Genomic DNA, 23,025 nt, shown 5'->3' with positions numbered 1-23,025 from the left:
TGGTTATCCCGACGGACACGTAGCAGGGCGCGGGACGCTGTGCGCGGTTGTCGCGGGTAGTTCCACGGTGATGCGGATCCCGCCGGCGGAGCGCGGGGTGAGGGTGAGTGTGCCGTCATGTGCGTGGGTGATGGTTTTGACGATGGCCAGGCCGAGGCCGGCGCCCGCGTGGGCCTCGGTGGTGTGTACGCGTTCGGCGCCGCGCTGGAACGGGTCGGTGAGTGTCGAGGCCAGCTGTGGGGTGAGCCTCTCGCCGGTGTTCTCGACAGTGAGCACCACGGTCCTGGGGCGGAGGCTGGTACTGACCCACACGGTGCCCTGGTCAGGCAAGTTGTGGACGATCGCGTTGTGTACGAGGTTCGTGGTCAGTTGCAGCAGGAGCGCTTGCGATCCGGTCGTCGGGGTGATGTCGCCGCCAGTCTCGATGGTGATGCCGCGCTTCTCCGCGAGGGGGAGGAGTGTTTCGGTGGCTTCTTCCGCCATGAGGGACAGGTCGACGTGTTCCCGCGCGAAGGACCGCTGTTCGGCGCGGCTGAGCAGGAGCAGTGCCTCGGTGAGATCGATCGCCCGGGTGTTGACGGCGTGGAGGCGGTCGATGAGTTCGCCGGTGTCGTGGTTGGGATCGGTGCGGGCCACGTGGAGAAGCGTCTTCGAGATCGCCAGCGGAGTGCGCAACTCGTGAGAGGCGTTGGCCGCGAATCTCCGCTGTTCGGCGACGTGCGCTTCGAGTTGGGTGAGCATCGCGTCGAAGGTGTCGGCGAGTTCACGGAACTCGTCCTTGCGGCCCGGCAGCCGGATCCGGTGGGAGAGAGATCCGTTCGTGGCCAGGCGGGTGGCGTCGGTGATGCGGGTCAGCGGGGCGAGCATCCGGCCGGCGAGGATCCACCCTCCCACGAAGGCGAACACCAGCAGGAAAGCCAACACCGCGGCCGCCCTCGGGGCGAACACGTGCAGGAGGTTGGACCGCACGGGAAAAACATCATAAGTGTCGGTGCTGTTGGGGACGATGAGCGCACGCTCGGGGACGTAACGCAGGAGGAACACCCACACCGCCGCGAGCAGCAGGGCGCCGGTGAGCATGAGGAATCCGGCGTAGCTGAGGGTGAGTTTGAGGCGAACGCTCACACCAGGTGCTCTATCCACGGTCTGCTCCGTCATGTGCGGCCTCTGGTTGTGTGTCGATGCGGTAGCCGACGCCCGGCACGGTGGCGATGATCCAGGGTTCGCCGAGACGCTTGCGCAGCGCCGAGACCGTGATGCGTACGGCGTTGGTGAACGGGTCCGCGTTCTCGTCCCACGCCCGCTCCAGCAACTCTTCGGCGCTGACGACACCGCCTTCGGCGGCGACGAGCACTTCGAGCACCGCGAACTGCTTCCTGGTCAGCGCGACATAGCGGCCGTCCCGGTAGACCTCTCTGCGGAACGGATCCAGCCGCAGACCGGCGATCTCGCGCACAGGCGCCCTGTTGTGCGCGCGCCTGCGGTCAAGTGCTCTGAGCCTGAGCACGAGTTCCAGGAGTTCGAAAGGTTTCGTGAGGTAGTCGTCGGCGCCGAGTTCGAACCCGGAGGCCTTGTCGTCGAGGCGGTCGGCCGCGGTGAGCATGAGGATCGGCATGCCGCTGCCGGAGGCGACGATGCGTTTGGCGATCTCGTCACCGGAGGGTCCGGGGATGTCGCGGTCGAGGACGGCGATGTCGTAGGCGTTGACGCCCAGCAGTTCCAGTGCGGTGTCACCGTCACCCGCGATGTCGGCCGCGATCGCTTCCAGGCGCAGGCCGTCGCGGATGGCTTCTGCCATATAGGGCTCGTCCTCGACGATCAGCACACGCATTCTGTTGATGCTACGAGGCGGCACATATCGTCCGCGTATTGAAATCCCCATACGTGCTGACAACACCAGGCTGCCTTGAGTATCAGCATGACCCGAACCGCACCATCAGCACGACGGCTCCCTGTTGTCGGCCCGACAGTCGTCGAAGCAGCGATCACCGCGGCCCTCCTCCGTATGCCAACCCCCCACCCAGGCCCCGAGGACGCAGCAGTGACCGGCGGTGGGCGAGGACAGACGACGGTGCGGGTGGACACGGCGGAGACCGGACAGGGCGGCGCCGACCGCCCGGATCCCGGCGCCGGGATCCGGCGCGCGGGCGTCCGCCGGACGATCCGGGCCGGCTCCCGGCCGGAGCCCTGGAAGCGCGGCCTCGTGCTCGCGGCGTCGGCGCTGCTGCTCGGCCTGCTCATGCTGCTGCACGAGAAGATCCCGAACCGGATCGGGAACGTCGGCAGCCTGGTGGAGACCTTCCTGCCGTGGTTCGGCCTGTTCGTCCCGGTGCTGCTGGCGGGGGCGCTGCTGCGCCGCTCCGCATCCGCGGTGGTCGCGCTGCTGCTGCCGGTCACGGTGTGGCTGAACCTCTTCGGCGGGCTGCTCGGCGACAAGTCCCGACCGGGCGGTGACCTCACCGTGGCCAGCCACAACGTCGGCGCGGACAACCCCGACCCGGCCGGCACCGCGCGAGACCTGGCCGCCTCCGGGGCGGACGTGCTGGCACTGGAGGAGATCAGCCCGGGGGCCCGGGACGCGTACGAGAAGGAGCTGGCGAAGACGTACCCGCACCACACGGTGCGGGGCACGGTCGGGCTGTGGAGCAAGCTGCCGCTGTCGGACACCCGGCCGGTCGACGTCAAGATGGACCAAGGGCCGCTGGCGGCCACCAAGCCGGCCGACGTGAAGATGGAATACAACCGGGGGCTGCGGACCACGGTGGCCACGGACCAGGGGCCGCTGGCGGTGTACGTGGCCCACCTGGGTTCCGTACGGGTGAATCCCAGGGCGGGACTTTCGACGGGCCGGCGGGACGCCGGCGCGCAGGCGCTCGGCCAGGCGATCGCCGCTGAGCGCAATGAGCGGGTGGTGCTGCTCGGCGATCTGAACGGCACGATGGACGACCGCGCGTTCGACGGCATCACCTCCCAGCTGCAATCGGCCCAGGACACGGCCGGGGACGGCTTCGGCCTCAGCTGGCCGACGACGTTCCCGGTGGCACGGATCGACCACATACTGGTCCGCGGCGTGGAGCCGCGGGGCTCCTGGGTCCTGCCGGCCACCGGCAGCGACCACCTGCCGGTGGCGGCCGGAATCAGCTGGTGAACACCGGAGGACCTGAAATCGCGGGGTGTTCCGGGGCCGGTTGAGTGGGTCGGTTCTCCGGGGAGTCGTCGTCGGAGTCGTCCGGACGGCGGCGGGCGCGGTGGTGTGGGTATTGTCGCCGGAGACGACTCAGAAATTGCGCCGCGACAACCGAGGGAAGGTCGTTATGGCCAAGAGTGAGCAGAGCCTCATCCGCCCCCGGACCACGACCGTCGATGCTTTGACCATCCGTTTCGCGGAGAGCGGGACGGGGAGCCAAGACGCCATTCTGCTCAGTCCATGGCCGGAGAGTGTGTATGCCTTCGACCAGGTCTGGGCCCGGCTCGGTCGGGACACTCACCTTCTGGCGATCGATCCGCCGGGATTCGGCCGGTCCGAACGCAGCGAAGCTCTGCTGTCTCCGCGGGCAATGGGCGATTTCATTGTCCGCATCGCTGACACTTTCGAATTGGAGCAGCCGCACCTCGTAGGGCCGGACATCGGCACCTCCTCGTCGCTGTTCGCCGCTTCCTCGCGGCCGGGCCGGTTCAGCAGTCTTGTCGTGGGCAGCGGTGGAGCGGCCGTGCCACTCAATCTCACAGGAGTCCTCAAAGACTGGGTCGAGGCCGCCGACCTGGAGCCTTACCGGCAAATGGACGGCCGGGACATCGTGGACATCGCGCTCTCGACCATCGAGGGATACCGGCCGCCGGACAATATCCGTGACGACTACCGGACCTCGTACGCCGGCGACGGATTCGTCGAATCCATGCGATACGCCCGCGCCTATCCCGAGCAGCTCCCGATCCTGGGTGATCTGCTTTCCGGGATCCAGACGCCTGTGCGCGTCGTCCAGGGCGATCACGACCAGGTGGTGCCGGCAGCGAACGCCGAATACCTCCACGAGCGTCTTCCTCACAGCCAAGTGGATTATCTTGACGCGGGCCACTTCTGCTGGGAAGAGAAACCTGCCGAGTACGCGGAACTCGTCGCCGACTGGTGGGAGCGGCACCGCCGGTCCGTCTGAGGAGCTGACCACACCAGCGAATCAGCGCAAAGGCATGGCAGCCCACGCAAGGAGTCCCGCGATGAGTACCCCCATTCCCACCCGTTCCCTCGGCACCACCGGCCCGCGCGTGTCCGCGCTCGGTCTCGGCTGCATGGGCATGTCCGCGCTGTACGGGAAGGCCGACCGTACGGAGTCGATCGCCACCATCCACGCGGCACTCGACGCGGGCATCACCCTTCTGGACACCGGCGACTACTACGCCATGGGCCATAACGAACTGCTGGTGGGGGAGGCCCTGCGTACCGCTTCGGCCGGTTCCCGCGAACACGCCGTGGTCAGCGTGAAGTTCGGGGCGCTGCGCGACCCGGACGGGCGCGGGCTGGGGTACGACGGCAGGCCCGCGGCGGTCAAGACCTTCGCTGCGTACTCCCTCCAGCGCCTGGGCGTGGACCACATCGACATCTACCGCCTGGGGCGGCTTGATTCCGAGGTGCCGATCGAGGAGACCGTGGGCGCCATCGCCGAGCTGATCGAGGCGGGGCACGTCCGCCACGTCGGTCTGTCGGAGGTCGGTGCCGAGACGATCCGCCGCGCCGCCGCCACCGCGCCCATCGCCGACTTGCAGATCGAGTACTCGCTCATCTCGCGGGGCATCGAGGAGCGGATCCTGCCGACCCTGCGCGAACTGGGCATCGGCGTCACCGCGTACGGCGTTCTCTCGCGCGGGCTGATCAGCGGGCACTTCACCGCTGACAGGAAGCTCGACGCGGGCGACTTCCGCTCCTTGTCGCCCCGTTTCCAGGGCGACAACCTGCGGCACAACCTCGACCTGGTCGAGAGGCTGCGCTCACTGGCCGACGCGAAGAGCGTCTCGGTGGCTCAGCTGGCCATCGCCTGGGTCCTGTCGCGGGGCGAGGACATCGTGCCGCTGATCGGCTCCCGTACCCGCGCCCGCCTGAGCGAGTCACTGGGCGCGCTCGACGTCACCCTTGACGCACGGACTCTGGCGGCGATCGAGGAGGCGGTGCCGCCGGACGCGGCAGCGGGGGCGCGCTACAACGAGGCGCAGTCGGCGATGTTGGACAGCGAACGTTGAAGCACCCGGCCCACGAGGGCGGAGCCATCTCCCCGGAGCGTTGACCCGTCCGGCCGTATGCCCACGGGCTGGGTCGGACGAACGGAACGCCACCGCCCCCGGACTACCCTCGCCGGTGCTCGGGCACGGCGTGCCGCAGGGGTTTCCCCCGGCGGACGAAACGGCGTGGCTCCTCCCGGTGGCCCACGCCTTCGCGACGTCCCCCGAGGTCCACCGAATCGCCGACGGCCGGCCGGGCGAGAGGGAGGACGACGGCGGACCGCACAAGAGGGCGCGGTCCGCCGGTGGTGCGTCACCGCGCGGCGCTTCGGGGGCTCAGCCGGCCGTCACCCCCGAAGCGCCGGTGAGAGGTGCTGCTGGGCCGTTTCTGACAAATCCCGCCTGGCGCGCGACGCCCGGCACGCACGCTCGCCGCGTTGTCGGACTCATCCACGTACGTCCAGTACGAGAATGATCCTCCGCCCTGCGATCGCACGCACCGGACGCCGCGCGCCCCGCCCTGCGGGCGGACGGCGCTATGTGTCAGACACGGCCTAGAGGACCGTGGCGCCGTAGACGCTCAGGGCCTCCGTCACGGGCTGGTAGAACGTGGTGCCGCCGGTCCGGCAGTTGCCACTGCCGCCGGAGGTGAGGCCCAGCGCCGTGCTGCCGGCGAAGAGCGAGCCGCCGCTGTCGCCGGGCTCGGCGCAGACGTTGGTCTGGATCATGCCGTACACGATGCCGCTGGCACCGTAGTTGACCGTGGCGTTGAGGCCGGTGACCGTACCGGCACGCAGCCCGGTGGTGCTGCCGCTGCGGCGCACGGACTGGCCCACGAAAGCGTTGCCCGCCGACGTGATGTCCTGGTACGAGCCGTTGTACAGGTAGACCCGGCCGTCGGCCGCCGCGGGGTTGGAGTGGCGGATGATGCCGTAGTCGTTGGTCGGGAAGCTGGTACCGGTGCGCGTGCCGATGGACCAGCTGCTGCCGATGTTGGTGCAGTGACCGGCGGTCAGCGCGTGGGCCACACCGCCGACCGACACGTTGAAGCCGAGCGAACAGCGGCTGCCGCTGGTGGTGATGGCCTCTCCGCCGGCGATCAGCGGGGTGAACTTGCCGGTGGTGCGCTTGACCGTCAGGTCCGCCTTGGAGCCCGCCAACGCGCCCTTGACCTCGGCCAGTTCGGCCTCCGACACGGTGCTGTCGATGGTCACGACGATCTTGCCGGTGCTCGCCTCGGTGTACCAGGCGGTGCCGGCCACGTCCGCGTCGAGCACGGCGGACCTGGCGTCGGCGAGCTGCGAGGCGGTCGCCTTGACCTCGGGGGCCGGGGCGGCGACGGCCGAGGGGGCCGCGAGCGCGACGGCGGTCACGAGACCGGACGTCACGGCGAGGAGCCGCGCCCGTCTCGACGTGCCGCTGAGGGGGGAGAAACGCTTGAAGATCACGAGATCCTCCGTAGGCATGGGGGATGGACAGCCCACCGGGTGGGCGGGCAGTCGGTGCGTGCAGGTCCGGGACCGGCGGTAGCTGGGCGTGGACCTGTCAAGCTGCGCGGTTGGAATCGTTGACGGCCACGGCTCCGGATACAAGGCCGACTTCCGGACCGCGGGCGGAGATTCGCTCTGAGCGCCGGCGGGGCCGCTCCCGGCCCCGAGCCGGGGCGCGCGCCCGGTGCCCCGGCTTTGCTGCAAAAGGTGCGAGGGTCGCCGGACTTGTGTGCTCCGCAGGAGAACTCCCGTGAGGAGCGGCGGGTTTGAGCCTGTTTGCAGTCTCTTTGCGAAAGGTTGCGACGGGTCACATCGCGAACACACGGCGTCCGCCGCTCGGTCGGGCACCCGGTACGGCTGCTGTGTACTGAGCCTGGTGGGGTGTCTGGGTTGGGTGGTACGGCTTCCGCATCTGCGGTATGTGCGCAATTTCTTGTGGATTAACCGTGCGTTCGAGATGGCCGAATCTCTGACTCCGCCTCCCTAACACCGTCACTTCGAGGCCCGAATACGTCCGGAGGCGCGCTCTTGCGTGGGGTTCGTCGGGTGTGCTGCTGGAACGTCTCTACGACGAACGCGGGCGTGCCGGAGGAGAATCGGGGCGCGGCGATCTCCTGCTGAACCTGCTCCGGGACGGCCCGGAAAAGCTCCGGTTCCGCCGCTGTGCGCGAACCCCGTTCGTCATCGTTGCGGCCCCGGCTGTCGGTGACCCCGCTCAAGTCATCGATGAAATCGGTAAGTTGATCCTGCTGATGGCATTCGTCCCACGGGGGGAGCGTGTGTGGAGTCGCAGGCGGACAGTACGGACAGTACGGACAGTACGGGTCGAGGGGGCCGAGGGGGAGCGACGGCGCGGACGGTGAACGCCGCGCACCGCATCCTTCAGCAGGCCGAGCGCGCGGAAGCCGAGCCCGGTGCGCTGGAGTGGTTCCTCGGGGCAGAGGCCGTGGAGGCGGCCGCCGAGGTGAGCGGTGGCCTCGACCTGTCCGACGGGGGCATGTGGGGCCTGGGGGTCCTGGCCCTCGGTTACCTCGACTGGTGCCGCTATCTCGCGGCGGGCGAGGCCGACCGGGAGGCGCTCGGTGCCGCGGTGCTCTGGTTCGAAGGGATCCATGACCACGACCCCGGACTCGTGCCGGACGGGCTGCGCCCGCTGTTCGCCACGCTGTCCGGCGGACCCGACGGCGCCGCGACGGAGCCTGGTCTCGCGTACGACGCGGGCGTCGGGGTGGCGCTGATGTTCCGGCGGAGCCGCCACTCCGGGGCCCTGCCCATGGCCGAGGCCCTGCTGCGGCACGCCGTCGCCGGTTTCGGGGAGGGCAGCGTCGAGCAGGGCATCTGCCTGTCGGACCTCGGAATCGTTCTCCTCTACAGGTTCCAGGAGGGCGCGGGTCGCCACGTGATCTCCGAAGCCGTCGACATCGGCCGTGCCTCCGTGGTCTGCGCACCCGGCGTTCGGGACGAACAGGCCCGCAGGCGCGGCAACTTGGGGTACACCCTCCGGCACTGGTCCGAGGCGAGTGCCAACACCGAGGCGATGCGGGAAGCGGTCGCCGAACTGCGCCGGGCGATGGACCTGTGCACCTGGAACAACCCGATGCGTGGGCAGCACACCGCCGCCCTCGGTTCGGCGTTGTGCACCGCCGCCAAGGACCTGGGGGAGCCCGCGCTGCTTTCCGAGGGCATCACCTTGCTGCGCGCGGTCCTTTCGGAGCCGGACATTGTTGTTCCTCAGCGCGCTTCCACCCTCTCCGACCTGGGCGTGGCCCTGATCGTGCGGGCCATGGAGAGTGGCGCCGATGCCGAGAAGTACGAGGAGGGCATCGCCGCCTGCCGTACGGCGGCCGAGACGGCCCCCAACCCTGTCGAGCGCACCATGTACCTCACCAACCTCGCCCTGTCGCTCACCGGGCGCGCGGGGCGTACCGGCCACGCAGGTGCCCTCGACGACGCCTGCACGACCGCCCGCGACGCCCTGGAGGGCGCACCACCAGGGCATCCGGTGCTCGCCCAGGCGCACTTCGTCCACGCCAGTGTGCTGGGCTCGCGGCACATGGCGACGGGCAGCATCGCCGACCTGGACGAGGCCGTCGTCCACGCCCGCCGGGGAATGGAGATGAACTCCGCACTCGCCGACGACCTCCGCCGACGGGTGAACCACGGCACCAGGCTCGCCGAATTGCTGCGGAAGCGTGCCGTTCTGCGGCGTACATCCAATCCCGGCGGTCCCGGGGAACTTCACGAGGCGACCACGCTGCTTCGCGGCCTCGCCGAAGAGGTGCCGGCCCGCAGCGCGGTGCGCGCCCGGGTACTGCTGGAGCTCGGGCGCTGTCTGATGGCCTCGGGCAGAGGTGCCGGCGCCGAGGCGGACGAGGCCGTCGACTGCTTCCACAAGTGCCTTGTTCTGCCGCCGCCCAGCGGCGACTTCGAGGCCACCGCGCGTTTCCAGCTCGGGGTGGCGCTGGCCGGACGTGCCGGTGCGCACGACGATGTCTGGCAGCGGGGCGTCCAGGAGATGCTCCGGGCGATCGACCTGCTCGCGCCCGACGACCCGTCGCGCCTGGACTGCGACTCCGAGTACGCCAGAGTCCTCATGGACCGGGCCGACGCCGTGGGCAGCGTCGAACTGTTCGAGGAAGCGCTCGACCTGTACCAAGAAGCCGTACGCCTCCTGCGCCAGGTGATCGCGCACCTCCCGGAGTCCCGCGTTGTCGATGGCGCCACGTGCCGGTCGAACCTCGGCACCGTCCTGGCGAAACTCGGCGTGCGTACCGGCCGTGTCGAGTTCTTCGCCGATGCGGTGGCCAGCCATCGGGAAGCCGTCGCCATGACCTCGGCGGGGGACCACCACCGCGTGAACCGGCTCGGCGCCCTGGGGGATTCCCTGCTGGCTCTCGGCGAGTTCGGCTCGGACCCCGACCTGCTGCGGGAGGGCGTCGAGGTCCTGCGTGAAGCCGTGGCCACCGCCGGCGACGACACACCCGGCCGGATCGACTGCCTCAGCTTTCTCGGCGACACGCTGCGCACCCTCGCCCGTTCCACCGGCGACCCCGCGCCGCTGGTGGAGTCCGTCCGATGCCACCGGGAGGCGCTCGCCCTGTCGGACGGACGCCCGACGGCGGTGGCGCTGCTCAACCTCGCGAACAGCCTGGCGGAGCACTACCGCCACACTCGCGACGTACAGCAGAGTGATGAGGCCATGGAGCGGTACCGCGCCGCCCTGGCCGCCGATCAGCCCGCGTTCGACCTGCGGGGCCTCATCCTCGCGAACCTGGGCCATGCCGAGTGGTCCCGGGCCGCCGACAGTCGCGACGAGACCCTCATGGACACCGCCATCGCCACGTTGCGCGAGGCCGTGACCGCAGTGCCCAGAGCGCGCCTCGGCATGGCGCTCACGAACCTGGGCGGCGCCCTCATGAACCGCTCGATGGTCACCGGCAACCGCGTCTGGCTGGCCGAAGGTGTGGCGGTGCTGCGCCGCGCGGTGCGGGAGAGCCCCCCGACGGCCATGGAGCGTTCCATGCACCTGAACAACCTCGCCGAAGCGCTGCGCTCCTGGTGCGAGACCGTCGGAGACACGTCCGCCGCCGACGAGGCCGCCGCGCTCCTGCACGAGGCGATGGCCATGGAGCACGGAGACCGGCTGGCCACCGAGTGGGCCGCCATGAACCTGGGTCTCCTGCTGACCACCCGCGCCCGGTTGGACCAGGACCCGCACGCCGCCGGTGAAGCCCGGCGGGTCCTCGAAGAGGTGGTGGCCACGCTCGGCGAGCAGCACCCCACTCATGTGGCAGCCCTGCTGAACCTGGCGGTGGCCTGCGTGATCGTCGCGCACATGGAGAGGGAGGCCACAGGTACCACGGCCCGGCAGGCGCTGCACCGGGCGCTCACGGTCACCCGGGACGCCCTCGCGAGCATGCCCGAAGGCCATCCGGAGCACAGCCGGGGCCAGGTGATCCTGGCCCAGGTGCAGATGGACCGTGCCGCGCTGGGCGAACGCGTCGACCTCGGGGAGGTGGCCCGCATCGCCCGCGGCTGCGCGCACGATCCGGTCGCCCACGGCACGAACCGGATCGTGGCCGCGCGGATCTGGGGGAAGGCGTCGGCGATGGTGGGTCTCAACGGCGACGCCCTGGACGGGTACGCGTACGCCGTCGGCCTGCTGGCCACCATCGCCCCGCGCAGCCTCGCCCGCGCCGATCAGGAGGCGCGGCTGGGCGTCAGCGCGGGCCTGGCGAGCGACGCCGCGGCGCTGGCGCTCAACGAGGGCGCGGCGGGCCGCGCCCTCGCCCTGCTCGAACAGGGAAGAGGAGTGCTGCTCGCCCAGGGCCTGGAGAATCGGGCCGATGTGTCGCAGCTGCGTGACCTCGCCCCCGCCATGGCAGCCGAATTCGAACGGATCCGCGACCAGCTGAGCGCCCCGGCCCGGCCCTCACCTTCGCTGCGCACCGAAGCCGGCGGCCCCGCCGTCCCGCCCCACGACGACCGTGAGGCGGGCGTGATCGCCGAGGCCCGGCACGCCCTGTCCCTACGCTGGTCCCAACTGCTCCATGAGATCCGGGAGTTGCCCGGACTCGACGGCTTCCTGCGCCCGCCCTCCGTACCGGAGTTGGTCACCGCCGCCGCCGACGGCCCGGTCGTGGTGGTCAACGTCAGCGAATACCGTTGCGACGCCCTCGTCGTCACCGCCGACGCCGGGATCGACGTGGTCCCCCTCCCCGGCCTCACCCCGGACGCCGCCCTGTCGCGGGCTTCGGGGTTCGTCAACGCGATCGACGAGGCGTACGGCGGGAGGGGCGTGGACAACGCCGTCGCCGCGATGCGCACTCTTTCCGGGACGCTGGGCTGGCTGTGGGACACGGTCGCCGCACCGGTGCTCGACCGGCTCGGCCTGGACGCCGTACCGCACGACGCGGACCCCTGGCCCCGGCTCTGGTGGTGCCCCACCGGCTGGCTGTCCTTCCTGCCGCTGCACGCGGCCGGACGTGGGGCGCCGGGATCCGGCACCTGGGTCCTCGACCGTGCCGTCTCCTCGTACACGCCAACGGTCCGCGCCCTGGTGCGGGCGCGTGACGGGCTTGCCCCCGGTGCTCCCGCCCACCCCTCCCCACTGGTCGTGGCCCTCCCCGAAACGCCCGGGGCCGTGCGGCTGCCCGGAGTGTCGCGGGAGGCCGAAGTGCTCGCGGAACTGTTCCCCACGGGACGGCTGCTGGCCGGGACCGACGCCACCGTGGAAGCAGTCGTCCAGGCGCTCAAGGCCCACTCCTGGGTCCATTTCGGCTGCCACGGCGTCAGCGAGTTGCTCAGCCCGTCGCAGAGCGGTCTGATCCTGCACGACGGACGGCTCACCGCGTCCGACGCCGCCACCCAACGCCTGGGCAGCCCGGAACTCGCCATGCTGTCCGCCTGCTCCACGTCGCAGGGCGGCGTCAGGCTGCCCGACGAGGCGGTCCATCTGATGTCGTCCTTCCAGCTGGCCGGGTACCCGCATGTGATCGGCACCTTGTGGACCGTCTCCGACGAACTGGCAACGCGCCTCACCGAACAGTTCTACGCCTCGCTCGCGCAGGACGTCGCCCAGGGCCGCCCCATCGATCCGGCCGGGGCCCTGCACCGTCCGGTCAGGTCCCTGCGCGACCGCTACGCGCAGGCGCCGCACCTGTGGGCGGCGCACATCCATACGGGCCCCTGAGCCCGTGCATCACCCGGACGCGCGCTCAGGACGCCTCCGGCTCCGCGGCGCCATGCACGGGTGGCGCGGCATCGCCCATCGCCGTGCCCGAAGGTCCCTGCGGCACCTCGTCCGGCTCGTCCAGGGCGTCGGTGGGCCGATAGGTCCTGCGCGAGGCGAACTCCTCGACCAGGGCCGCCAGTTCGGCGTCACTGCCCCTCTCTTGATCCTCCGTCATCGTCTACTCCCCTCGTCGCGGCTGCCGCTGCCCCCTCGGACGGCGGCAGCAGCACCTCCAGCACATCCACGTCGCTCGCGCGCACATACACACCCCCGGTACCGGGCACCTTTCCGAGGAACCTGCCGTCGGACCCCACGCGGTACTGAGCCTGCAGATAGAGGTCTCCCTGCTGCGGATACGCCGACACGGCCGACCGGGAACCGAGCCAACCACCCACCCACAGACCGCTTTTGAGCCGCACGCGTATGAAGCAGGACCCGCGGTCACGGAAGAGGGCGTCCCAGGCGGTCGGCATCGGCTCGTACCGCGCCCGTGCGTGCCGCCTCCGCCACACGGCCTCCGCCCAGGCCAGCGCGGACGGTACGGCGACGATCAGGAGCAGCGCGGCCAGTCCCGCCCGGCGGGGCTCGCGCAGCAACCCGGAGACGGGGCCGTCCCCGCCCCCGGCCAGCAGCCGCACCAGCCACGGCCCCGCGGCCACCGCGTAGAGGGCGTCGAGCAGGGCACCGGCGGCGATGGCGCGCACGAGCCGGTTCTGCGGTTCCTGCTCACTGGCGAGGGTGCCGCGCAGCCGCTCCCGTACGGCCTGGTAGAAGACACCGGGCAGCACGAGGATCAGCAGGATGGTCAACTGCTGCACGGTTCCCGGAACCATCGTGGTGCTGCACCCCCGTGCTCAGCGTGCCGGCCGCGTCCTTGCCGCATCAGGATGACGTACGGGAAGGCGCTCCGCGGGAGTTCCGCCCCGAACGGTCAGGCGGCGTGGCAGAGCATCGCGGCATCGGCCGGGGTCGAGGCGTGGGCCACAGTCGCGTGCACGGGGCTGACGGGGGCCGCGGCCTGCGAGCGGCTCCGTGCGAAGACGACGAGACGCAGCACCCCGAACCGCGCCACACCGGCGAGTGCGGAGGCGGACAGGTAGACGACCTGCTGGAGCAACGCACCGGGAGCCGCCACCAGTTGCTGCAGGACCAGCATCGCCACACAGGTCACCGCGTACGCGGCCGCCGCGGATCCGGCCGACTGCACATGCTGTCGCCAGGTCGCGCGCCCGCCCGCGCCGAAGGTGAAGCGGGCGTGCAGCTCGGTGGCGAGGAGCGTGGAGACCACGGTGATCAGAGCGTTGGCGAAGACCCAGGGAATCCAGGAGGCGAGGGCCGCCACGGCGAAGCCGGCGGCGAGCCCCACCCCGCCGCCGCACAGCACGAAGCGGGTGAACGCGGTGAAGGCGCCGCGCTCCGGCTGCTGCCGGCTCTGTGCTGTCTCCATGGTCCGACCCCTTCGATGGCTCACTTGATCGCTCACTTCGCGTCACGCGCACTCCTCGGCTGCGAGGTCGAGGGGCGCGCTCCCGTTGGTGCCATCATGGCACATGGATGGCGCCAATGGGGGCCATTGATGGCGGCATGTGTGCTGGCGGTGGTGCCAGGGGTGTGGATGGAGTCGCGATCGGCGTGGGGCTTGGCTGCGAACGTGATGTCCGGATGTCCGCGTGGAGGAGTTCCGACCGCACGGTGATTGGGCCTGGCCGTGATCCATGTCGCGATATAGCGTTAGGCCTTCAGTCGCGCGCTGTCGGCGTCGCGCGGAGACGTTCGACAGGACCAGGACGGAAGCATGTCGGGAGAGATCTCGCCCACCGGGAAGCACTCCACCTCCGGCTCGTCGCCCGAGCTGAGGGCGTCGCATGCGGACCGGGAGCGGGTGGTCGATGTGCTGCGTATCGCGGCGGGGGACGGCCTGCTGACCGCGGACGAGTTGGACGAGCGCCTGGAAGCCGCCCTGTCGGCGCGGACCCTGAGCGAACTGGCCCCGCTCACCGCCGACTTGCCGCCCGTACCGGTTACGGGCGGCATGGCCGCGGCAGAGGTCAAGGACGTGGTCCGGATCGAACAGGTCCACAGCGGGCCGATCGAACGCGCGGGGCGCTGGGTGGTGCCGCGGACGATGGAGCTGGCGCTGACCTACTGCGAGGTGACGCTCGACTTCACCGACGCCGTGATCACGCACGACACCTTGCGCATCGACCTGGCCATGACGGGCAAGGCCCTGACGCTGGTCACGAGGCCGGGCATCGTGGTCGACACCGGTGGTCTGCACCTGGTGCACAGCAGGGTCAAGTACCGTCGGACTCCGGGGAATCCCGATACGCCGCTCACTCTGCGGGTGGAGCTGGTGGGCCAGAAGGCCCACGGCACCGTGGTGGTGCGCCCCCCGCGCCGAACCTTCGGCCAGTGGCTCCTGCGCAGACCCGCCTCCTCTTCGGCGGGTGCCTGACTCCGTAGTCGTACCCGCCGTTCTCCACCCGCCGGCCGATCGGGCGTTGGCGGGGAAGATCAAGCCGTCCGGCTTCCGAGGCGTCGCGCTCACTCCTGGTCGCAGGGGAGCGCCCCTCCGTCACCCCTGCAAGTCAAACCAAACAAAAGGAACAAATAGCAGATTTCTCCGCCGGGCCGTGGGGTATCGAGCGGGGGGACTCGGGGTGTGGGCCGTCAGCAGGAGGCCCGGACACAGAGGGGAGAACACCATCATGAAGGCAGTAGTTTTCCACGGCCCGTACGAGGTCTCGGTCGACGAGGTGGAGAAGCCCCGCATCGAGGCTCCGCAGGACGTGGTGCTGCGGGTGACGACCACCTGTATATGCGGGTCCGACCTGCATATGTACGAGGGGCGTACGGCCGCCGAGTCCGGCCTGGTGTTCGGCCACGAGAACCTCGGCATCATCGAGGAGGTGGGCGAGGGCGTCACCAGCCTGAAGCCCGGACAGCGGGTGGTCATCCCGTTCAACGTCGCGTGCGGCTTCTGCCGTACCTGCCGGGCCGGCAAGACGGCGTTCTGCGAGACGGTCAACCCGGGGTTCGCCGGAGGTGCCTACGGATACGTGGCGATGGGCCCGTACCGCGGTGGCCAGGCCGAATACCTGCGGGTACCGTACGCGGACTTCAACTGCGTGCCCCTGCCGCCCGGCGAGGAGCACGAAGCCGACTTCGCACTGCTGGCCGACATCTTCTCCACCGGCTACCACGCCACGGAGCTCGCGGGCGTCCGGCCCGGAGAGACCGTCGCGGTCTACGGAGCCGGCCCCGTCGGCCTGATGGCGGCCTACGCGGCGATGCTCAAGGGCGCCGCCCGGGTATTCGTCGTCGACCGCGTGAAGGACCGCCTGGACCTCGTCAAGCAGATGGGCGCCACGCCGATCGACTTCTCCGTGGACGACCCGGCCCAGCAGATCAGGGACGCGGTCGGCGATGTGGGCGTCGACCGGGGCATCGACGCCGTCGGCTATCAGGCCACGGTGCCCGCAGGGCACGAGCAGCCGGCTCTGGTGCTCAACCAGCTCGTGGAAACGGTCCGCCCGACGGGCTCGATCGGCACGGTCGGACTGTACGTGCCCACCGACCCCGGCGCGCCCGACCAGGACGCGGCGAAGGGGTATCTGCTCTTCAACATCGGCAAGTTCTTCGAGAAGGGCCTGCGCATGGGCACCGGCCAGGCCGACGCCAAGCGTTACGCCCACCAGCTGCGCGACATGATCATCGCGGGCAGGGCGAAGCCGAGCTTCGTGGTCTCCCAGGAACTGCCCCTGATGTCGGCGCCCGACGCGTACGCCCGCTTCGACAAGCGCGAGCCCGGCTACTCCAAGGTGCTCCTCCACCCCCAGCAGGGCTGACCCGCACACCCGCCACGCCCGACACCCCCGCGAGGTTTCCGCGCCCGGCCCGGCCGGACGCGGACCTCGCGGGGGTACGGGCGGTCGTGGGCCTCGCGGGGGTACGGGCGGTCGTGGGCCTCTGGCCCGGCCAGTTGGCGGAAGGCCGTATGCCAGGTTTCGCTCGACTGGCCCGCACAGTGAGAGACGGTCGGAGCTCATGAGAAGGAGATAGTCGGTTCGACCGATATGCCCGACCGGCAAGAAAAGAGGAGCGCGCATGGCTGGCAGCGAGCCCGACGCGTCCGAACCGGACCGCTCCGAACCGGACCGCTCCGAACCGGACCGCTCCGACGCGGCCCACACCTCCGGGGGCGCTCCACACGGCCCGGCGCGGGCGGGCCGCAAGCCACCCACGCCGAACAAGTGGTGGACGCTGACCGCCGTCTGCCTGGGCACGTTCATGCTGCTGCTGGACATCACCATCGTGAACGTGGCCCTGCCCGACATCCAGCGGTCCCTGCACGCCAGTTTCTCCGACCTCCAGTGGGTCGTCGACGCCTACTCCCTCACGCTGGCCGCGCTGCTGCTCACCGCGGGCAGCCTCGCCGACATGTACGGCCGCAGGAAGCTCTATCTGGTCGGACTGTCGATCTTCAGTCTCGCGTCGCTGCTCTGCGGGCTCTCCGACGGTTCACTGATGCTGCAACTGTCCCGGGGACTTCAGGGAATCGGCGGCTCCATCATGTTCTCGGTCTCACTCGCTCTGCTGGCTGACGCCTTCCGGGGCAAGGACCGCGGGGTCGCCTTCGGGATCTGGGGCACGATCACCGGGCTGGCGGTGGCCATCGGACCGCTGCTCGGCGGTGCGCTCACCACGGGTCTGTCCTGGGAGTGGATCTTCTACGTCAACCTGCCCATCGGCGTGATCGCCGTCGTGATCACCGTGATCAAAGTCGCCGAGTCCCGCCAGCCGGGGGCCCGCCACCCCGACTGGCCGGGCTTCGTACTCTTCACCGCCTCCCTGTCGAGTCTGGTGTACGCGCTCATCAAGTCCAGTCACGATTCGTTCTCCGACTCCGTCGTCATCGGGTGCCTGACCGCGGCGGTCGTGTTGATGTCCGCCTTCGTGGCGGTCGAGTTGCGGACCAGGCAGCCGATGTTCGACCTGTCGCTCTTCCGGAAGCCGACCTTCACCGGCGGCCTGGTGGCGGCCTTCGGCCTCAGCGCCTCGATCCTGTCGATGCTGCTCTACCTCGTGCTCTATCTCCAGGACGTACTCGGATTCAGCGCACTGGGCGCGGGCGTACGGCTGTTGCTGATCTCCGCCGGCATCCTCGTGGTGTCCACGGTGTCGGGACGGCTCTCCTCAAGGATGCCGGTGCGGTACCTGATCGGCCCCGGGCTGCTGCTGATCGGCGGCGGGCTGCTGTGGATGCGTGGTCTCGACGCCTCGAGCGAGTGGACCCATCTGATCCCCGGCATGATCATGTCCGGCGCCGGTGTCGGCCTGGTCAATCCACCGTTGGCGTCGACCGCGGTCGGGGTCGTCCAGCCCGCACACGCCGGTATGGCCTCAGGCATCAACTCGACGTTCCGTCAGATCGGCATCGCCACCGGCATCGCGCTGCTCGGCACCCTGTTCTCCAGCAAGATCAAGTCCTATGTGACCGACCACATCGGCGCCATCCCGGGCCTCAGCGACCTCGCCCCGCGGATCACCACCGCTGTCGAATCGGGAACGGTCACCCAGGTTCTCGGCTCCCTCCCGGCCGAGGTCCGCGCCCCGGTCAAACAGCTCACCGCGGCGGCCTTCACCTCGGGCCTCAACGAGATCCTCCTGGTCGGTGGGATCATCGCCCTCGCCGCGGGTGTGATCTCCTTCGCCACGATCCGCACCAAGGACTTCGCCCAGCAGCCTTCGGACGGCGCGTAGGGGGCCGCGATGAGTTTCGTCGACCCGGGGAGTCTCACCACTGTTGTCGCCATTACAGGAGGAAGACGTGGTTCAGCTGTTGAGAGTCCAGAACTTCAGCGTTTCGAGTGACGGAATCGCCGCCGGTGAGGATCAGACCCTCGAAAGACCGTTCGGTCATGTCGAGCCAGGGAGGCTGTTCGCCTGGGCGGGCGCCACGGCGAGCTGGCCGATGCGGACAGCCCCCGGGGGGAGCCGGGGCCTTGACGACTACGTCACGCGGGACTACGCCCGCAACATCGGCGCCGAGATCATGGGCCGTAACAAGTTCGGGCCCCAGCGCGGGCCGTGGCAGGACCACGAGTGGCGCGGCTGGTGGGGTGACGAGCCCCCGTTCCGTACGCCGGTGTTCGTCATGACCCACCACAAGCGTCCTTCGTTCACTCTCTCCGACACCACGTTCCACTTCGTCGACAGCGACCCGGCCACGGTTCTCGCGCAGGCGCGAGAAGCGGCGCAGGGCAAGGACGTCCGGCTCGGCGGTGGGGCCACCACCATCCGGGAGTTCCTCGACGCCGGCCTTGTCGACACCATGCATGTGGCGGTCTCGCCGGTGAAGCTCGGTTCCGGCGTACGGCTCTGGGAGTCACCGGACGAACTTCTCGACCGCTTCCACCTGGAGGCCGTGCCCAGCCCGAGCGGAGTGACGCACCACCTGTTCTGGCGAAAGTGACCTGAGGCCGACCGCCGATTCGCGCCGCGGGCGGTGGCGCACGCCGGGCCGCCCGCGGCGGCGCTCACCCATCGTCCGGCCGCTCGGACGGGCCGGCGCCCCGTGCCGACGGTCGTCTCGCACTGTCCCGGGACCCCCAGTCACCCCTGTCGTCACAGAACGCTTCCACTGGCGCACCCGCCCCCGTATCGTCGTCACGGGGGTTGACCAGCCCCCACTTTCGGGGGCGAAGGGCTGATGTCGGAGGTACGCGGGCCCGCCGGGCATGCCTCGGCGTCGGTGTGGGGGCACAGTGACGCCCCCGCCGCCGGTCCCGCCATGGCCAGCCTGGAGCGGCAGGCCCTGCTGATCATCGTGGTCCTGCGGGTGTCCAGCGCGGCGGTGGCCGCGGTCGTCGCACTGCTCGGGCTGGCGTCGGCCGCGAACCCCCTGTGGGTGCTGCTCTCCGTCGCCGGAGTACTGGTCTGGGCCGGCTCGTTCGGCGTCTCCTTGCTTCGCCGGGGGCCCACCTTCCGGCTCGGCGTGACGGACGTCGCGATCTGCGCCGTGCTCTGTCTGCTCCACGGTCAGCTGGTGCCCGCCTCGGTCCTGACGGCGACGGCTGGAACCGGGTGGATCGACCTCCTGGCCAGCGTGACCGTGCTCAACGCGCAGTTCTATCTGCGCCAGCCCCACGGGCTCCTGGCGACCGTCGTGATCACCGTGGCCTACACGGTCGGCGTCCCGGGCCTTCGGGAGGCGCCCGTCGTGCTCGTGCTCCAAGGCATCCTGAGCGCGGGAACGTTCATCCTGCTGCGCCGCGCCGCCCGCTCGGCGGACTCCGCGCTGGCGGCCAAGGCCGTGGCGCAGGCGAACGAGCGGGCCAGGGCGGCTGCCCGAGCGGACGAACGCGACCATCAGCGGCGACTGCACGACACCGTGCTCGCCACACTCACCATGGTGAGCACCGGCGCGATCGCCGATCGCTCCGAGGCCCTGCGTCGCCGCGCCCTGGCCGACCTCCACGTGATCGACGGTCTGGCGACCGCGGACGGCACGCCCGCCGGCCCCGCGCCCCTGGCCCCGCTCGATGTGGCCCTGCGCGCCGCGGCCTCGACGCCGCGCCCCGGACTGCCCGCCCCGACCGTGGAGTTCGGGCTCGTGCCGGTGCTGCTTCCCCACCCGGTCGTGACCGCGCTCGCCGACGCCGTCGCGGAGGCCCTGACGAACGTCGTCCGGCACGCCGGCACCACGGAGGCCCAGGTGCGCGCCGAGAAGGTCGGCGTCGGGGTCGTGGTCGACGTGCTCGACCGGGGCCGCGGCTTCGACCTCGCGGCCGTACCCGAACACCGCAGAGGACTGCGGGAGTCGATCGTGGGCCGGATGACGGCGGTGGGCGGTGACGCGCGGATCGAGACGCGGCCGGGCGACGGGGCCCGCGTCACGCTGCGGTGGCCCCTGTGAACAGCGAAGTGGGCACTCCACGAGGGGAGTTGGTCGCGGCCCGCTACACCCGGGTGATCAGCGTCGTGGTGGTCGTCATCGTGGTCATCTGGCACTTCGGCTACGACACCCTGATCCTGATGCGCGGCTGGTCGCGGTACGAGCCGGCGTGGGCGGCCCTCGCGGCCTGGCTGGTGCTCTCCGCCGTACAGCTGATCGGCTCCACGCTGCTGCTGCGGTCCGCGCTGCGCGGCCGGGCGGCCCCGGCGCTGGCGTTCGTCGCCCTGTCGGCCGGCGTCGTCGCCGTCATGACGTATCCGCGGGGCGCGGCGATCAGCGACACCAGCTGGGCGGCGAACACGGTCGGCTGGTTCGGCGTACTGCTGCTGATGCAGCGCCCGATCCACGAGTTGGTCGCCCTGTTGAGCTGCACCGTCGCGATGACGGCGGTCGCGCTCGGAGTGAGCGGCGGTCTCGACACCCGGGTCGCCTGGAGCCGGCTGATCACCCAGTCCTACACCACGGCCGGCATTCAGCTCGCCTTCGCCCTGCTCGCACGGCAGTTGCACTACGCCGCCCGACTCACCACGCGCGCGGCGCGGGCGCACGCGGACCGCCTGGCGCGCCAGGCGGCCGAGGACACGAGGCACGCCGAGCGGTGGCGGCGTTACCACTACATGCGTGACCGGATCGCACCACTGCTCCGCGACCTCGCCGAGGGGCGGGCGCACCCGGGTGACGACGCCGTACGGAGGTCGAGCGCGATCGAGGCGGCGCGGCTGCGCAGGCTGTTCGCCGAGACGGAGGACGCGGCCCATCCCCTGCTGCACGAACTCCGGGCCTGCGCCGATGTCGCCGATCGCCGGGACGTGGACGTCACGTTCGTCTGCTACGGGGAACTGCCCGACGTTCCCGTGGCGGTTCGCCGGCGGCTGACCGAGGGGCCGCTGCTGGCGCTGGCCTCGGCGGAGGTCAGCGCCAGGGTGACCGTCGTCGCGACGGCCGGCGAGGTCACGGTGAGCGTGGTGGCGGACGCCGCGGCGCCCGTCGCGCTGCGCATGTCCGGTTCGACCGACACATCGTTGATGTTCGACGAGAAGGAGAACCTGCTGTGGCTGGAGTCCCGATGGCGCGTCCCCGGACCGCGTTCGACGTCGGCATCATCGACGATCACCCGGTGGTGATCGACGGCGTCCGGAGCTGGCTGGCCGAGGAGCCGAGCATACGCGTCAGACACACCGGCGAGACCGTGGAGGACCTTCGCTCCGGCGCGGCGGACGTCCTGATCGTGGACCTCAACCTCAATGGGCGGTTGGTGCTTCCCGACATCGGGGAGCTCGCCGCGGCCGGTCAACGGATCGTCGTCTTCTCGCAGTTCACCGACGAATCGCTGGTGATGGACGTGCTGGACATGGGCGCCAGTGGATTCGTCACCAAGAGCGAGGGCCAGGCGCACCTGCTCCACGCGGTGCGCGCCGCCGCGGCCGACCGGCCCTACGTGCCCCCGACCACCGCCGGCGTCCTGGTGTCCGACCGCAGCCCGGTGGGTCCCCGGCTGTCGGATCAGGAACGGACGTCGCTGCTGTGGTGGTTCCAGTCCATGTCCAAGGCGTCGGTGGCCCGCCGCATGGGCGTGTCCGTGCACACCGTGGACATGTACATCAGACGGGCCCGGGTCAAGTACGCCCAGGTCGGCAGGGCCGCACCGACGAAGGCGGACATGCTGGCCCGCGCGATCGAGGACGGCCTGGTCACCCCCGCCGAGGTGGCGGACTCCACCCTGGGGACGCCGCCGCCGATGTGATCCCCGCCCGCCGTCGCGCGCCGCCGTTCCCGGCCGCCCGCGCCCGCAGCCCCCGCCCCGCCCACCTCCCGCCTCCCGCTCAGCGGCGCGGGAGAAGAGGCGCGCCGCGACGGCGAGGGCGGCGAGGCCGAGCGCACACATCACCACCAGTTCGACCGCCGGCGGCGGTGCCCAGCCGCCCCAGTCGGGCCCGGGTGGGAGCGCGCCGCTCGGTGCGGCCCAGGCCACGGTCTGGCGCAGCGCGTCCACCGCGTAGGTCAGCGGGTTGACGAGCCTCAGCGCGGCCAGCCACCACGGCAGACCGGCCACCGAGAACATCGCGCCCGACAGGAAGAACAGCGGCAGCATGGTCACGCCGAGCGCGGACTGGAACGTCTCGATCCGGGTGATGCAGACGGCCGCCAGGGTCACGAACGCGGTCAGGGTGAACGCCACCAGCGCCAGCTCCCCGAGCAACGCGAGCAGCAACAGCGGGTCGTACGGCAGACCGGCGAATCCGGCGAAGGCGAGCAGCAGTCCGCCCTGCGCGGTCGCCGCGCTGCCCAGACACTTGCCGACCAGAAAGGTGTCCCGCCGGACCGGCGCGACCAGCACGGCGCGCAGCAGCCCCGTCTCGCGGTCGCGGACGATGGACATCCCCGCGTTCAGCGCGGGCATCTGCACGGCCATCATCAGGATCCCGGGGTAGACGTACGTCATGTAGTCCCCGGTGCCGGACTCGGACCCGACCATGCCACTGAGGCCGGTTCCGAGCACCACGAAGTAGAGCAGGGGATTCAGCAGCGTCAGCCCCGCCTGGGCGGGACTCGCGACCAGCCGGGTCATCTCCCGTCGCACCAGCGCCAGCAGCGCGGTCAGCTCGGCTGTGCGCCGGCCGGTCGGTCGCGTC

At 70.6% G+C, this 23,025-nt stretch carries 17 protein-coding genes and 1 pseudogene; 11 read left to right on the top strand and 7 right to left on the bottom strand.

Translation table 11 applies throughout. From position 1 onward, the window contains the following. Nucleotides 1-3: 3 nt before the first annotated feature. Entirely contained in the window at nucleotides 4-1,125 is a 1,122-nt protein-coding gene (locus ACIBBB_RS18930) for a sensor histidine kinase (RefSeq protein ID WP_398983331.1), read from the bottom strand. Nucleotides 1,126-1,135: 10 nt separating this feature from the next. Further along, the gene (locus ACIBBB_RS18925) at nucleotides 1,136-1,831 is read right to left on the bottom strand and encodes a response regulator transcription factor (RefSeq protein WP_398983329.1); all 696 of its coding nucleotides are present in this window, start codon (nucleotides 1,829-1,831) and stop codon (nucleotides 1,136-1,138) included. A 210-nt stretch (nucleotides 1,832-2,041) separates the two neighbouring features. Here ACIBBB_RS18925 and ACIBBB_RS18920 point away from each other — a divergent pair, with 210 nt between their 5' ends. From ACIBBB_RS18920 to ACIBBB_RS18910, 3 genes are all read left to right on the top strand, one after another. Next, the gene (locus ACIBBB_RS18920; RefSeq protein ID WP_398983327.1) at nucleotides 2,042-3,148 is read left to right on the top strand and encodes an endonuclease/exonuclease/phosphatase family protein; all 1,107 of its coding nucleotides are present in this window, start codon (nucleotides 2,042-2,044) and stop codon (nucleotides 3,146-3,148) included. 166 nt (nucleotides 3,149-3,314) lie between these two features. Beyond that, the gene (locus ACIBBB_RS18915) at nucleotides 3,315-4,154 is read left to right on the top strand and encodes an alpha/beta fold hydrolase (protein ID WP_398983325.1); all 840 of its coding nucleotides are present in this window, start codon (nucleotides 3,315-3,317) and stop codon (nucleotides 4,152-4,154) included. Nucleotides 4,155-4,215: 61 nt separating this feature from the next. Next, the gene (locus ACIBBB_RS18910; RefSeq protein ID WP_398983323.1) at nucleotides 4,216-5,232 is read left to right on the top strand and encodes an aldo/keto reductase; all 1,017 of its coding nucleotides are present in this window, start codon (nucleotides 4,216-4,218) and stop codon (nucleotides 5,230-5,232) included. 533 nt (nucleotides 5,233-5,765) lie between these two features. Here ACIBBB_RS18910 and ACIBBB_RS18905 read toward each other — a convergent pair. After that, nucleotides 5,766-6,659 (bottom strand): S1 family peptidase, encoded by an 894-nt coding sequence (locus ACIBBB_RS18905; protein ID WP_398983320.1) that lies wholly within the window; start codon nucleotides 6,657-6,659, stop codon nucleotides 5,766-5,768. Nucleotides 6,660-7,560: 901 nt separating this feature from the next. Here ACIBBB_RS18905 and ACIBBB_RS18900 point away from each other — a divergent pair. Further along, nucleotides 7,561-12,393, top strand: a complete 4,833-nt coding sequence (locus tag ACIBBB_RS18900) for a CHAT domain-containing protein (protein WP_398983317.1) — start codon at nucleotides 7,561-7,563, stop codon at nucleotides 12,391-12,393. 25 nt (nucleotides 12,394-12,418) lie between these two features. Here ACIBBB_RS18900 and ACIBBB_RS18895 read toward each other — a convergent pair whose 3' ends face one another. From ACIBBB_RS18895 to ACIBBB_RS18885, 3 genes are all read right to left on the bottom strand, one after another. Continuing rightward, entirely contained in the window at nucleotides 12,419-12,610 is a 192-nt protein-coding gene (locus ACIBBB_RS18895; RefSeq protein WP_398983315.1) for a hypothetical protein, read from the bottom strand. Beyond that, nucleotides 12,582-13,268, bottom strand: coding sequence for a DUF6338 family protein (locus tag ACIBBB_RS18890; RefSeq protein ID WP_398983313.1), 687 nt, complete (start codon nucleotides 13,266-13,268; stop codon nucleotides 12,582-12,584). The genes ACIBBB_RS18895 and ACIBBB_RS18890 overlap by 29 nt, the downstream gene beginning before the upstream one ends. 98 nt (nucleotides 13,269-13,366) lie before the next feature. Then, entirely contained in the window at nucleotides 13,367-13,882 is a 516-nt protein-coding gene (locus ACIBBB_RS18885) for a hypothetical protein (protein ID WP_398983311.1), read from the bottom strand. Between the two features lie 348 nt (nucleotides 13,883-14,230). Here ACIBBB_RS18885 and ACIBBB_RS18880 point away from each other — a divergent pair, with 348 nt between their 5' ends. From ACIBBB_RS18880 to ACIBBB_RS18850, 7 genes are all read left to right on the top strand, one after another. After that, nucleotides 14,231-14,890 carry a DUF1707 domain-containing protein gene (locus ACIBBB_RS18880; RefSeq protein WP_398983309.1) on the top strand — a complete coding sequence of 220 codons (660 nt, stop codon included), beginning with the start codon at nucleotides 14,231-14,233 and terminating at the stop codon, nucleotides 14,888-14,890. 253 nt (nucleotides 14,891-15,143) lie between these two features. Further along, nucleotides 15,144-16,283 (top strand): glutathione-independent formaldehyde dehydrogenase, encoded by a 1,140-nt coding sequence (locus ACIBBB_RS18875; RefSeq protein WP_398983307.1) that lies wholly within the window; start codon nucleotides 15,144-15,146, stop codon nucleotides 16,281-16,283. Between the two features lie 259 nt (nucleotides 16,284-16,542). After that, nucleotides 16,543-18,198 (top strand): DHA2 family efflux MFS transporter permease subunit, encoded by a 1,656-nt coding sequence (locus ACIBBB_RS18870; protein ID WP_398983305.1) that lies wholly within the window; start codon nucleotides 16,543-16,545, stop codon nucleotides 18,196-18,198. Between the two features lie 67 nt (nucleotides 18,199-18,265). Next, nucleotides 18,266-18,910 (top strand): dihydrofolate reductase family protein, encoded by a 645-nt coding sequence (locus tag ACIBBB_RS18865; protein ID WP_398983303.1) that lies wholly within the window; start codon nucleotides 18,266-18,268, stop codon nucleotides 18,908-18,910. 237 nt (nucleotides 18,911-19,147) lie between these two features. After that, a complete protein-coding gene (locus tag ACIBBB_RS18860; RefSeq protein ID WP_398983301.1) occupies nucleotides 19,148-20,353 on the top strand; it encodes a sensor histidine kinase in 1,206 nt (401 codons plus the stop codon). Then, nucleotides 20,350-21,516 carry a hypothetical protein gene (locus ACIBBB_RS18855; RefSeq protein WP_398983299.1) on the top strand — a complete coding sequence of 389 codons (1,167 nt, stop codon included), beginning with the start codon at nucleotides 20,350-20,352 and terminating at the stop codon, nucleotides 21,514-21,516. Before ACIBBB_RS18860 ends, ACIBBB_RS18855 begins: the two co-directional genes overlap by 4 nt. Then, entirely contained in the window at nucleotides 21,459-22,136 is a 678-nt protein-coding gene (locus ACIBBB_RS18850) for a response regulator (RefSeq protein ID WP_398983297.1), read from the top strand. Before ACIBBB_RS18855 ends, ACIBBB_RS18850 begins: the two co-directional genes overlap by 58 nt. A 162-nt stretch (nucleotides 22,137-22,298) precedes the next feature. On the opposite strand, the pseudogene ACIBBB_RS18845 reads toward ACIBBB_RS18850, so the two are convergent. After that, nucleotides 22,299-22,961, bottom strand: a pseudogene (locus ACIBBB_RS18845) (ABC transporter permease); the annotation flags it as partial. Nucleotides 22,962-23,025: the final 64 nt, after the last annotated feature.

This window comes from Streptomyces sp. NPDC051217, from assembly GCF_044455465.1.
Classification (GTDB): Bacteria; Actinomycetota; Actinomycetes; order Streptomycetales; family Streptomycetaceae; genus Streptomyces.
This window is presented reverse-complemented; position numbering and strand designations above follow the sequence as displayed.